The sequence below is a fragment of the Cellulomonas sp. A375-1 genome (assembly GCF_001040865.1).
In the GTDB taxonomy this organism is placed as follows: domain Bacteria; phylum Actinomycetota; class Actinomycetes; order Actinomycetales; family Cellulomonadaceae; genus Cellulomonas; species Cellulomonas gelida.
Genome location: NZ_LFKW01000065.1, coordinates 1 through 11,579, shown reverse-complemented (window position 1 = coordinate 11,579; position 11,579 = coordinate 1). Strand labels below are relative to the sequence as shown.

The window sequence follows — 11,579 nt, the reverse complement described above, 5'->3', positions numbered from 1 at the left end:
GGGCCCACGACTTCAGCAGGACCAGCTGAGAGACGATCCGCGGACCTGAGCGGTCTCCGTCTGCTCGGCCTCGAGGGCCTGGAGCTCGAGAACAGCCATGGCGATCTCCTTTCGTCGTTCGTCGGGGCTTACCTGGTCAGTCCGTGATCAGCAGTTCGCTGCCCGGACATCTGGGGGTGGGACAGGTCGAGGCTCTGGCCGAGCAGGAGATCGATGAGCGCGGGCCGCTCGGCGTGGCTCAGCACGGCGACCGCGCCTGCCGCGCCGGTGGCGAGGTCGGCGGACAGACGCCCGCCGCCGCGCCCGACGATGCCGATGCCGCGTCCCACGCCGACCGCGTACAGCGGCAGGCTGTCGGTGTGGACCGTGGCCCACCGGCGTGCGGCCGCCGCGTCGGGTGACTCGTCGCGGGTGCCGAGCAGACGCAGCGCGTACGCGATGCCGAGGCGCCCGTGGATCAGGCCCGGCTCGACCATGAGGTCGACCATCCCGGCCCGCAGGAGCGAGGAGTCCACGTCGTCGGGGCTGCGCCCGAGGGTCCGTCCGACCTGCCGTCGTGCGAGTGCGACGCCGACGGAGCCGTGGCCGAGGTAGGGCAGGCTCGTGCCGGCGTCGGTGAGGTCGAGCGTCCCGGTCGCGCCACGGACGCACCGACTCACGTCGCGCTCGACCAGGCGGGCGGCAGCGGCGGACCAGCCGAGCTCGTCGAGCTCGACGGCGGCGACCGCCAGCACGTCCCCGATGCCGGACGGTCCGTGCAGGAGGCCGGGCGGACCGGCGCGCCCGGCCCACCCATCCGCATCGTGCGCGAGTGCGCCCAGCACGCGACGCGCGGCGTGGCGCAAGGAGCTGTCGCCGGTGACCTTCGCGATCCCCAGCAGCCCCCACGCGTGCCCGGCGAGCCCGGACCACACGGTGGGGTCGGTGCACCCGTCGAGCGCGGCGCGTGCGCGGCCGAGCGCCAGGTCCGCGCGGCGTTCGTCGCCGAGGAGCGCCCAGGCCAGCGCGACGCCGGTCCAGCCGTCCCACAGCCCCGGAGACGACAGGGGCGAGGGCGGCGCATCGGTGGTGCGTGCGAAGTGCTCGACCCACTCGGGGCGCACCTGCTCGCCCGCGCCGACGAGCGCGAGCAGGATCCCGCCGGTGCCGTGCGCGAGGCTGAGGGAGTCCAACGTCGAGGAGTGGACGGGCGTGCCGCCGGGGAACAGGACTTGCTCGTCGGGAGTCGCGACCTCCGACAGGTAGGCGACGAGGTCGGCGACGGTGACCGCCGGGCCTGCGGGGTGGATCGTGTGGCGTGTGCGCTCGGCGACCCGCGCGCGCCGGCCGGACCGCGCGTACGCCGCGGCGGCGGCCCGCACGGGCGCTGCCGCCGCCCCGAACCAGCGGGCGGCGATCTCCGTGTGCTGGTCCAGCGTCTCGGGCACGAGCTCGACGAGGGGGCCGACGCCGGGGTGCCACATCCACGCCTGGATCATGAGGAGGCCGAACAGGTCCCGGTCACGCGCAGTCCCGTCGGCGCGGGCGAACCCGGCGCAGTCCATGCCGGGGCGTTCGGTGCTGTCGGGGTGGCTCGCGAACTCGAGGTCCGCCAGGCGGACGTCGAGCTCGGGACCGACGATCACGTTCCCGGGGTGGAGGTCGTTGTGCGCCCAGCCGGCGGCGTGCATGCCGGCGACAGCGCGCGTCAGCCCGTCGCTGATGCGCGCGCAGTCCCGTGCGTACTGATCCAGGGCGTGCGGCGTGGGATGCGCGGTGAGCTGGGGGTGATGGGCCGCGACCCAGTGCCGGAGGTTCACCCCGGGGACCTGGTCGGCGGCGACGAACAGGTGGCCGTCGAGCGTGAACGTCGCCCGGAGCCGGGGCGTGCCCACCCCGCCGAGCTCGTCGAGGACGCGCGCCTCGTGCGCCAGGCGCTCGATGGACGCCGCCATCATCGGCGTGCCGCCCGTCCAGGGCCGGGCCTCTTTGACGACCACGGGGGACTCGTCCGCCCGGAGCCGGCCGCGGTAGACCCCACCGCAGCCCGAGTGCTGCACCGCCTCGACGAGAGTGACGGGCAGGTCGTCCGGCAGGGCGTGCGGCGTGGTCCGGGCGCGGATCTGGTCGGGCACGTCGATGCCGCGGGGGTTCCGGTAGGGCACGTGACGGTCGTCCTCGACGAGCTCGCCACGCACGCGCAGGGCCGGGACCCGGCGCCCGTCCTCGGTCCAGGCCTGCAGTGCACGGAACGCCCCGTAGCGGAAGTAGACCGGCGCGTCGGGCACCCACTGCCGGTCGGACAGGACGTACGGGCCGGGCTCGCCCCGGAGGAGCTCGGCGAGAGAGTCCGCGGTGGCGACGAACGCGTCGAGGTCGGGTGGGTACACGGCGATCGACTTACCGGAGGACGCGCGGTGACAGCTGCGCCCGTTCGCGGACACCACCATCGCGAGCGACAGCGCGTGCTTCCACGGGATCCGGTGCTCCTGGCAGTGCCGGCCCACGAGTGCGACCACGCGCTGCGCGGTGTCCACCGTCGTGGAGACGTGGATCTTCCAGCCCTGGTCGACGACCGGAGCGTCGGCCGGCTCATACGCCCGCCAGACGTCGAAGGTCCTCGTCGACCACGTCGGGTCCGTGAGCAGCTCGGTGCACGCCAGGGGCTGGTCCCACGGTGGGGACCAGCGGCTCGGTGCGCTGAAGTGCAGCGGGTCGCCGAGCGAGCACGCCTCGAGGTTCAGGCTCACGAGACGTCCCGCCGCTCGGCGGACCCGGCGCGGGCGCGGCGGTCCGCGACGAAGCCGGTCTCCGACAGGACGCGCTCGACGACGTGGGCTGCGCGTGCCTTGTCCTCGACGGCGATCAGCGGGCGGTACGCGGCGGGTGTGCCCTGCGCCGCGCGCAGCACGTGCGCGTGCTCCGACCGGAGCATCGACCAGGCGAGCGCGTCGTAGTACTCCCCGTCGACGTAGTAGAAGTGGCGCAGGACGCCCTCGAGCGTGAACCCGCCCCGGACCAGAGCGGGGCTCGTGTACGGGTTGAACGAACCCGTGAGCACGCCGACGCGCTCGGCGTCGAGGGTCATGAACAGGTAGTCGACCGCACGCAGGACTGCCTCGGCGCCCAGCCCTGTGCTCCACAGGTCGGCATCGCCGATCAGCACGGCGATCTCGTAGGAACGCGGGTGGCCGCGGCCACGCCAGGTCACGATCCCGACGGGACCCGAGTCCCGGGAGACCACGAGGCGGAGCTGCAGGCCGGCGACGATCGCCTCGCGCACCTTCTCGACGGTGGCGTTCTCCCGGATGTCCGAGGTCATGGCGGCGCCGCGCGAGTCGGCACCCAACCACTCGACGACCAGCGCGAGGTCGTCGTCGCGGACGGCGCGCAGGGTGACCCGCTCGGGTCGCACGGCGCTCATCGCACTTCCCGACGGCCGAGCCGTACGAGACCCGCCGCGAGGGGCAGGAGCACCCAGACGAGTGTCGAGACAGCGATCTGCTGCCACTGCCCACCGGTCTCGACGGCGCCCTCGAGGAGGCGGCTGTACGTGATCGACGTGTCGAGCCACTGCGCCACGTCGTCGGCCCCGTCGACGAGCTGGCCCACCACCGACCACGCGAACGGCAGGACGAGGTACACGACGATCGCGCCTGCCGGGTTCATCACGAGCGCGCCGAAGGCCGCACCCATGAGCATCGACAGCACGATGCCGAGCCACAGTGTCAGCGAGTGCTCGACGCCCACGTCCCAGCGGCCGGCTGGGGCCCCGACGAGGGCGCGAGCCAGCGGTGTGGCCAGGGCGGCGAGGGCGAGGACGAACGCCGAGAACACGGTGGCGGACGCGAGGATCGCGACGAGCTTCGCGCCCACGACACGCGAGCGGTGCGGGACGAGGACGAAGGAGGTCAGGACGCTCCCCTGGGACCACTCGGTCGTCAGTGCGAGGATCGCGGTGACCGGCAGCAGCAGGGAGGCCACGGCGCCGCCGTACGCGACGAACGCGGTCCCGACGACCTCCTCGGCAGGCAGGGCGAAGGCCGCGGCGGCGACGGCCGCGCACAGGAGCGCGACGGTGGCGTGCAGCCAGACCCCCGCGCGCGTGTCGACGAGCTTGCGCAGCTCGACGCGCACGAGGTCTGTGAGGAGGACGGGTGGCGTCGAGGTCGCCGAGCGCGCGGGCGCCGGCGCGTGCACGGTGCTCATGCCGCCTCCTCGCCTGTGATCCGCAGGAAGAGCTCCTCGAGCCCGCCGCCAGCGTGCTGCGTGAGCTCGGTGAGCTCGACGCGCTCGTCGAGCGCGACCCGGCTGACCGCTGCGGTCTGCGCGTCGACGACCAGCACGTCGTCGTCCCGTCGGACCGTCAGCCCGCGCTCGGCGAGGGCCTGGTGGAGCCGATCGAGCTCGCGCGCGCTGACGCGCGTCGAGCCTGAGGCGGTGAGCTCACGCGTGGGGCCGCTGGCCGCCACGACGCCCTCGTTGACGAGCACGAGGTGGTCAGCGGTGCGCTCGACCTCGTGCAGGAGGTGCGACGAGAGCAGGACCGTCCCGCCGTCGTCGGCGAACCTGCGCAGGATCGTGCGCATCCAGACGATGCCCGCGGGGTCGAGGCCGTTGGCCGGCTCGTCGAGGATGAGCACCTCGGGCTCGCCCAGCAGGGCCTGCGCGATCCCGAGCCGTTGGCGCATGCCGAGCGAGTAGTCGGCCACCCGCCGGTCGCCGTGACCGGCGAGACCGACGCGGCCGAGGACCTCGTCGAGGTCGACCTGGGCCAGGCCCATCGTCCTGGCGGCCAGCAGGAGGTTCTCGCGCCCGGTCCGCGCGGAGGCCAGTGCACGCGAGTCGAGCTGGATCCCGACGACACGCCCCGGGTTGCGCAGCTCGCGGAACGGCGTCCCGCACACCCGGGCGGTGCCCGAGTCGGGGCGCGTGAGACCGACCACGATCCGCATGGTCGTGGACTTGCCCGCACCGTTCGGGCCGAGGAACCCCGTGATCGTCCCGGGGACGCACGTCAGGTCCACGTCCGTCAGGACGCGCCGCCCCCGGTAGGTCTTCGTCACGTGCTCCACCTCGATCACGCTTCGAGTCTCACGACGCCGGGAATGCCGCACATTCCCCTTTTGGACACGCGTTCCGGTACTGTCCGCGGTGCTGGGACATCGTTCGACCCCCTGTCACGACACATAAGTCGCGAGCGAAGGAACCACCGGCAATGTCGGAGCCTGGCGGGATCGCCGTTCTCGTCGTCGATGACGACCGATTCGTCCGCGCTGCGTTGCGGGCGTTGCTCGAGTCCGCACCGGAGGTCGCCTGGGCGGGCGAGGCGGAGAACGGCGCGCAGGCGGAGACGGTCATCGTCGCCGAGCGGCCCGACGTCGTCCTCATGGACATCGAGATGCCCTTGTCGGACGGCATCACCGCGATTCGTCGCGTCCGTGCGCGGATGAGTCAGCCGCCCCCGATGATCGTGCTGTCGAACCACGTCGCCGACGCGCACGTGCTGACGGCGCTCCAGGCCGGCGCGGCCGGCTACCTGGACAAGCGAGCGGAGCCGGACCAGGTGGTGGCCGCCGTGCTCCGAGCGGCGGCCGGTGAGGCGACCTTGTCGCCGTCCGTCACCCGGACGATGATCGAGGCGGTGACGGCCGCGGGGATCATGCCGCGAGGCGATACGAGTGAGTGGCGCGGTGCGCTCACGCCGCGTGAGGTCGAGATCGCCGAGGCGGTGGCGGCCGGCCTGTCGAACCAGCAGATCGCGGTGCAGCTGACGATGAGCCTGTCGACCGTCAAGACGAACGTGTCCCGCATCCTGACGAAGCTGGGGCTGGTCAACCGGGTCCAGATCGCCCTGGTCGTGCACGGCGTCACGCCGCGCGAGCCCTCCCGCTGAGGACCTAGCGGCGCGCCGGGTCCGCGGCCGCCGACAGTCGCGCAGCGTCGTGGGCGACGAGGTCGCGGTACGTCGGGCAGTCGTCGAGGAGCTCGCTGTGCGTGCCCTGCCCGACGATCCGACCCTCGTCCACGACGACGATCTGGTGCGCGGACCGAACGGCGACCAGCCGGTGCGAGACGGTGACGACGGTGCGCTGCGCGAGCAGGTCCTGCACGAGTGCGTCGAAGACGCTCTCCGTCGCGGTGTCGACGTTCGACGTCGGCTCGTCCAGGAGCACGACGTCGCTGCTCGACAGGAGCAGCCGCGCCCACGCGAGGCGCTGCCGTTCCCCGCCCGACAGTGCGATGCCGCCGTCTCCGATCGTCAGCTCCAGACCACGCTCTGCCGCACCGGCGAGGCCGACCCGTGCGAGAGCCCTGAGCATCGTCGCGTCGTCGAGCCCGGGATCGGCGAGCAGGAGGTTGTCCCGCAGGGAGGTCGCGAGCGCGGGCGCGTTCTGCTCCACGTAGTCGATCCTGCGCCGCAGCGACCGGGCGTCGAGGAGTGCGGCGGGGTCGCCGAACACCCGCAGCTCACCGTCGGTCGGCTCGTACAGCCTCTGCAGGAGCGACAGGAGAGTGCTCTTGCCCGATCCGGACGGGCCGACGATCGCAGTGTGCTGGCCGCTGGGCACGACCAGGTCGACGTCGTACAACCCCCGGCCCGGCTCGTACTCGAAGCTGGCCCGCACGAGCTCGAGCGCGGGCACCACCCCGCCAGGCCCCGCGCACGGCAGCCCGCCCTGCGGCTCGGTGGGCTCCTGCATCAGCTCGTCCACCCTGGCGAGGGCGGCCACGCCGGCCTGGATGCGGGTGAGCGCCCCGAGGAGCTGAGCGGTCGGCAGGATCACCATGAACAGGTAGACGAGGAACGCGACCAGTGCGCCGAGCGTGAGCTCGCCGTTCCCGACGCGGATCCCGCCGACGAGCAGGACGGCGAGGAGCGCGCCCTGCGTTGCGATCCCGATCACGGGCTCGACGGCGGCGCTGAGCCGCGCGACCTGCAGCCCGAGGCCCCACGAGCGGCGCGCGTCGGTGGCGATCCGCGCCGTCCGCCCGTCCTCGGCGGCGTAGGACCGCACCAGCCGGATGGAGCTGAGAGCGGAGTCGAACTCCGCGCCGAGCACGCCGAGCGACGCCTGGTAGCGCCCGGTGGCCCCCCGCAGCCGTCTGGCGAACGGCGTGATCATGACGATGGCGAGCGCGATGAGCACGCCCGTGAGCACGGTCAGGCGGGGGTCGATCAGGGACATCATGACGAGGGACCCGACGACCAGGACGGCCGACGACGCGACCTCGATCATCCCGGCCGCGAGCACCTGCCGGACCAGCGAGGTGTCGGCGGTGAGTCGTGTGACGAGGTCGCCGCGCCGCGTGGTCTCGAGCCGACGTAGCGGGAGGCGCAGCGCGTGCTGCGCGAGGGTCGCGCGCAGGTCCAGCGTGACGGACTCGGACGCGGACATGACGAGGTAGACCGCAGCGCCCCGGCACAGCGACTCCGCCACGACGGCGAGCGCGAGCACACCGACGAGTGTCAGAGGCGGCGCGTGCGTCCCGGCCGTGTCGACGAGGCTCTGGAGCACGGCGGGCTGCACGAGCGCGAGCCCGCTCGCGGCCAGGGTGACGACGGCGGCGGCGAGGAGTCGACGGCGGTGCGGCCGGAGCAGCGCCAGCACCGGTGTCCGTGGGTTCGTCGGCATCGTCGCGCCCTTCCGAGGTCGGGGTGCCAGCCTGGCGCGCGAGCACCGCGGGAGCATCGGCCGAAAGTTGGCACGCCATCAACTGTCGTCGTCGCCCGGTCCTCCGAGGTGCGCTCGACGGGGACGCGTCAGCAGCCCCGTCGGTGAGGACCGGACCGCCCGCACGTCGGCGTGGGCGGTGTCGACGTGGGTCGCAGCCGCGTCGGCCGCGACCGCGCGTCGCGCTGATCACACGTGCCGACATCATGTCGACAACCCCGGCAGTGCGTGCCTACTCTTGCCGACACGGTGTCGACAAGAGTAGGTGGGTAGCCGTGTTCCTCGCATTGCGTGAGCTCTCGTTCGCCCGTGGACGTTTCGCCCTGATGGGCTCGGTCGTGGCGTTGATCGGTGTGCTGATGGTGCTCCTGTCGGGGCTGTCGGTCGGTCTCGTCAACGACGGCGTCTCCGGTCTGAAGCAGCTGCCCGTGTCCTCGTTCGCCTTCCAGCAGGACGTGGACAAGACGGCGGCGTTCACGCGCTCGGTCGTCGACGTCGACGCCGCCGAGACGTGGCGCGCCGCCGACGGCGTCGCCGACGCCGGCCCGTTCGGGCTGTCGCTGGTGAACACGCGCACCGACGGCGGGCTCGACCTCGACCTCGCCCTGTTCGGCGTCGAGCGTGACTCGTGGCTCGCGCCCGAGGCCGAGTCCGGCAGCGCCCTGACCGGCGCCGGCCAGATCGTGCTCCCCGACACCCTGCTCGACGAGGGCGTGGCCGTCGGTGACGTCGTCACCATCGACCAGGTCGGCACCGAGCTCGAGGTCGTGGGCTTCGTCGGCGGCCAGCACACGTTCGGCCACGTCGACGTCGGCTACGTGGACCTGCCCACCTGGCAGGAGATCCGCGCGGGCGTCCGCCCCGGTGAGGCCGTGCCCGAGCACGCCTACCAGGAGGTCAGCGCGATCGCCGTGCGCAACGACGGCGCCGGGCCCGACCTGGCGGCCGTGGACGGCGCCGCGGGGATGACTTCGCTGACGCTCACCCAGTCGTTCGCCGCATCGCCCGGCTTCACGGCCGAGACGTCCACGCTGCAGCTCATCCAGTTCTTCCTGTACGCGATCTCGGCGCTCGTCGTCGGCGCGTTCTTCACGGTCGTGACGATCCAGCGCAAGAACGAGATCGCGGTGCTGCGGGCCATGGGCGCCAGCACGCGCTACCTGCTGCGGGACAGCCTGACCCAGTCCGCGATCCTGCTGCTCGGCTCCACCGCGCTCGGCGTGGGCATCGGGCTGCTGCTGGGCGCGAGCGTCTCCGCGACCGCCATGCCGTTCGCGCTCGAGCCGGCGCCCATCGTGGCCGCCAGCGTGGCGCTCGTCGTGCTCGGCATGGTGGGCGCCGCCTCCGCCGTCACCCGCATCACCCGCGTCGACCCCCTGACCGCACTTGGAGGCAACCGATGACCGCCACCCCGGTGACCACCCGCGCGGGTCTGTTCATGGCCGGCGTGACGCTCACGCACGGCGACGGCGACAGCACCGTCACGGCGCTCGACGACGTGAGCCTGACTGTCGAGCCCGGTGAGCTCCTGGCCGTCGTCGGCCCCTCGGGTGCGGGCAAGTCCAGCCTGCTCGCCGTGGCCGGCGGGCTCACCCGCCCGGACTCGGGCGAGGTGTCCGTGGGCGAGGCCGACCTCGTCGCGGCCACGCCGCGGCGCCTGGCGGCCATCCGCCGGACGCAGATCGGCTTCGTGTTCCAGAGCGGGAACCTGCTGCCCGCCCTGACCGCGATCGACCAGCTGCGCCTGCCGCTGCACCTCGGCGCGGTCACCGACCCGCGTGACCCGATGGAGCTGCTCGAGGAGGTCGGCATGGCGGAGCGCGCCACGCGGCGTCCGCACCAGCTGTCCGGCGGTGAGCGTCAGCGCGTGGGCATCGCGCGTGCGCTCATGACCCGTCCGCGGCTGCTGCTCGTCGACGAGCCGACGGCGGCCCTGGACCGCGCCCGCAGCCAGGAGGTCGTCGCGCTGCTGGCCCGTGAGGCGCACCAGCACGGTGTGGCGACGGTCATGGTGACGCACGATCATGACGTGCTGCACCACTGCGACCGGGTTCTGGAGATGATGGACGGTCGACTTCTCCCGCACACCGACTGAGACCACGGAGGTCCCCGTGCCGCGCATCAACGCCGCCACCGTCGCCGAGCACCGCGCTCGTCAGCGGCGGGCCGTCCTCGATGCGGCACGCGACCTCCTCGCCGAGACCGGCCTCGCCCCCTCCCTCGCGGAGGTGGGGGCGCGGGCCGGTCTCGCGCGCTCCAGCGTGTACCAGTACGTGCGGTCGCGTGACGACCTCATGGCGGAGGTCGTCGCCGACGTCTTCCCCGGCTGGGCCGACCGCATCCGCGCGGCCATCGCCGCGGCGCCCACGCCGGGCACGCGGGTCTGGGCGTACGTCGAGAGCAACGTCGCCTTCTTCTCCGGCTCGGAGCAGCGTGTCGCGCGCGCGCTGGGCTCGGTGGTGGACCCCGCGATCCTGCACGGGCCCCTGCAGGAGTTCCACCTCGCCCTGCAGGAGCCGCTACGCGACGCGCTGCGGGACCTCGGCGAGCCCGAGGTCGACACGGTCGCGGACCTCGTCGACGCGATGCTGCTGAGCGCGACCCAGCAGATCCGCGGCACCCAGCACGGCGGCGACGCCGACGAGCACCGGGCCGCGCTCGCGCCGCTGCGCCGCGTGCTCGGCCCTTACCTCGGCCTCGCCGCGACCGACTGAGCCTCGCCGCGACCGACCGGGCGCCGCGGGTCAGGCGGGCCGCAGGTCAGGCGAGCTTGTCGAGCACCCAGATGCGCGGGTGGTGGCCCTTGGCGTAGACCCGGACGGGCGGACGCGGCCGCCACAGGGCGTCGGCCGCGCGGACGGCCGCTTCCATGACCTTGACCTCGTGCGTGAGCACGACGAGCCTCGCGCCGTCGGCGGCGACCTCGTGCGCGGCGCGCAGCAGACCGCTGTGCAGCGCCGCGGCCCCGGAGTGGGAGCCGTGCAGCGTGCCCCAGGGCGGGTCGGCGAGGATCAGGTCGGCGGGGCGGACGTCGGCGCCGGGGCCGGTGGCCCACGACGACGGGTGCAGCGCATCGGCCCGCACGAGCGCGGCCCGGCGCGTCAGACCCGCGGCCTCGAGGTTGTCGCGTGCGGCGGCCAGCGCGTCGTCGTCGTGGTCGATCCCGACCGCCGCTGCGGCCGGCCCGGCGAGCAGGCGCTCGATCAGCAGCGTGCCCGAGCCGCACATGAGGTTGAGCACGCGCTCGTCGGCGCGCACGCCGGCCAGGCGCACCATGGCGGCGGCGATCGTCGCGTTGGCCGCGCCCGGGAAGTCCGTGACCCGCCAGGTGCGCGCGGACAACGGTCGCGGCCCGACGCGGACCAGCACGTCCCAGCCAGGGTCGACGTCACCGTCGCGGCGGGCGCCGCGGCGGACCTTCACGACGAGCTCGCCGTCGGTCGGGTCGAGCTTGAGCCCGGTCGCCCGCGCGAGCTCGTCGCCGAGCCGCGCGAACGTCGGGGAGTCCGCGCCCGCGGCCTCGAACCGGAACGTCGAGGACCCCGCGACCCGCAGCGACGCGTAGACCGCCTCGACGATGCGCGTCAGGTGCTCGCCGGACAGCAGCGAACGCGGCCGCGGCACGTCGTGGTGCAGCACGACGAACGCGGCGACGGCCGTGCGCAGGCGGCGCACCTGCGCGAGGCGGTCGGCGGGCAGGTCGACGACGAGCGCGTCCTCGCGTCCCGCGACCGGCCGCGGCGCGACGTCGAGCACCTCGCGGACCTCGTCGGCCAGGACGTCGCCGAGGCCCTGCAGGAACGTCAGCTCGACGCGCGTCGGGCGGTGGCCCGGACGGGTGGGGGTGCGCGGGGCGGTGCGCGCCGAGCGTCCGCGCCGCTCGGAGGGGGCCGCGCGGCCGGCTCGCGGTGCGGCGTCGTCCTT

Annotated in this window: 11 protein-coding genes; 4 read left to right on the top strand and 7 right to left on the bottom strand. The window is 73.7% G+C overall.

The window, feature by feature from the left end; translation table 11 throughout:
• Nucleotides 1–12: 12 nt before the first annotated feature.
• From CWIS_RS19835 to CWIS_RS07450, 5 genes are read right to left on the bottom strand one after another with little or no spacing between them, the layout of a single operon-like run.
• The gene (locus CWIS_RS19835; protein WP_353848663.1) at nucleotides 13–99 is read right to left on the bottom strand and encodes a class III lanthipeptide; all 87 of its coding nucleotides are present in this window, start codon (nucleotides 97–99) and stop codon (nucleotides 13–15) included.
• A 29-nt stretch (nucleotides 100–128) separates the two neighbouring features.
• Entirely contained in the window at nucleotides 129–2,729 is a 2,601-nt protein-coding gene (lanKC, locus tag CWIS_RS07465) for a class III lanthionine synthetase LanKC (RefSeq protein ID WP_048342637.1), read from the bottom strand.
• A complete protein-coding gene (locus CWIS_RS17540; protein ID WP_053071606.1) occupies nucleotides 2,726–3,403 on the bottom strand; it encodes a GNAT family N-acetyltransferase in 678 nt (225 codons plus the stop codon). The genes lanKC and CWIS_RS17540 overlap by 4 nt, the downstream gene beginning before the upstream one ends.
• Complete coding sequence (locus CWIS_RS07455; RefSeq protein WP_048342636.1) at nucleotides 3,400–4,188, bottom strand: ABC transporter permease; 789 nt, start codon at nucleotides 4,186–4,188, stop codon at nucleotides 3,400–3,402. Before CWIS_RS07455 ends, CWIS_RS17540 begins: the two co-directional genes overlap by 4 nt.
• Nucleotides 4,185–5,063 carry an ATP-binding cassette domain-containing protein gene (locus tag CWIS_RS07450; RefSeq protein ID WP_048342635.1) on the bottom strand — a complete coding sequence of 293 codons (879 nt, stop codon included), beginning with the start codon at nucleotides 5,061–5,063 and terminating at the stop codon, nucleotides 4,185–4,187. The genes CWIS_RS07455 and CWIS_RS07450 overlap by 4 nt, the downstream gene beginning before the upstream one ends.
• 134 nt (nucleotides 5,064–5,197) lie before the next feature.
• Here CWIS_RS07450 and CWIS_RS07445 point away from each other — a divergent pair, with 134 nt between their 5' ends.
• Nucleotides 5,198–5,875: a response regulator transcription factor gene (locus tag CWIS_RS07445; RefSeq protein WP_048342634.1), complete on the top strand. Its 678-nt coding sequence runs from the start codon at nucleotides 5,198–5,200 to the stop codon at nucleotides 5,873–5,875.
• A 4-nt stretch (nucleotides 5,876–5,879) separates the two neighbouring features.
• Here CWIS_RS07445 and CWIS_RS07440 read toward each other — a convergent pair whose 3' ends face one another.
• Nucleotides 5,880–7,616 carry an ABC transporter ATP-binding protein gene (locus CWIS_RS07440; protein WP_048342633.1) on the bottom strand — a complete coding sequence of 579 codons (1,737 nt, stop codon included), beginning with the start codon at nucleotides 7,614–7,616 and terminating at the stop codon, nucleotides 5,880–5,882.
• Nucleotides 7,617–7,930: 314 nt separating this feature from the next.
• On the opposite strand from CWIS_RS07440, the gene CWIS_RS07435 reads away from it, so the two are divergent.
• The 3 genes from CWIS_RS07435 to CWIS_RS07425 are packed head-to-tail and all read left to right on the top strand — an operon-like array spanning nucleotide 7,931 to nucleotide 10,369.
• Nucleotides 7,931–9,058, top strand: coding sequence for an ABC transporter permease (locus tag CWIS_RS07435; RefSeq protein ID WP_048342632.1), 1,128 nt, complete (start codon nucleotides 7,931–7,933; stop codon nucleotides 9,056–9,058).
• Nucleotides 9,055–9,750 carry an ABC transporter ATP-binding protein gene (locus tag CWIS_RS07430; protein ID WP_048342631.1) on the top strand — a complete coding sequence of 232 codons (696 nt, stop codon included), beginning with the start codon at nucleotides 9,055–9,057 and terminating at the stop codon, nucleotides 9,748–9,750. The genes CWIS_RS07435 and CWIS_RS07430 overlap by 4 nt, the downstream gene beginning before the upstream one ends.
• 16 nt (nucleotides 9,751–9,766) lie before the next feature.
• Nucleotides 9,767–10,369 carry a TetR/AcrR family transcriptional regulator gene (locus CWIS_RS07425; protein WP_048342630.1) on the top strand — a complete coding sequence of 201 codons (603 nt, stop codon included), beginning with the start codon at nucleotides 9,767–9,769 and terminating at the stop codon, nucleotides 10,367–10,369.
• Between the two features lie 46 nt (nucleotides 10,370–10,415).
• Here the strand turns inward: CWIS_RS07425 and CWIS_RS07420 are convergent.
• On the bottom strand, nucleotides 10,416–11,579 hold a 1,164-nt coding region (locus tag CWIS_RS07420; RefSeq protein ID WP_048342629.1), incomplete at its 5' end, for a methyltransferase domain-containing protein.

Coding starts and splice junctions, on each gene's coding strand:
- CWIS_RS19835 (WP_353848663.1), bottom strand. CDS start 99: ATGGCTGTTCTCGAGCTCCAGGCCCTCGAGGCCGAGCAGACGGAGACC.
- CWIS_RS07430 (WP_048342631.1), top strand. CDS start 9,055: ATGACCGCCACCCCGGTGACCACCCGCGCGGGTCTGTTCATGGCCGGC.
- CWIS_RS17540 (WP_053071606.1), bottom strand. CDS start 3,403: ATGAGCGCCGTGCGACCCGAGCGGGTCACCCTGCGCGCCGTCCGCGAC.
- CWIS_RS07440 (WP_048342633.1), bottom strand. CDS start 7,616: ATGCCGACGAACCCACGGACACCGGTGCTGGCGCTGCTCCGGCCGCAC.
- CWIS_RS07455 (WP_048342636.1), bottom strand. CDS start 4,188: ATGAGCACCGTGCACGCGCCGGCGCCCGCGCGCTCGGCGACCTCGACG.
- CWIS_RS07445 (WP_048342634.1), top strand. CDS start 5,198: ATGTCGGAGCCTGGCGGGATCGCCGTTCTCGTCGTCGATGACGACCGA.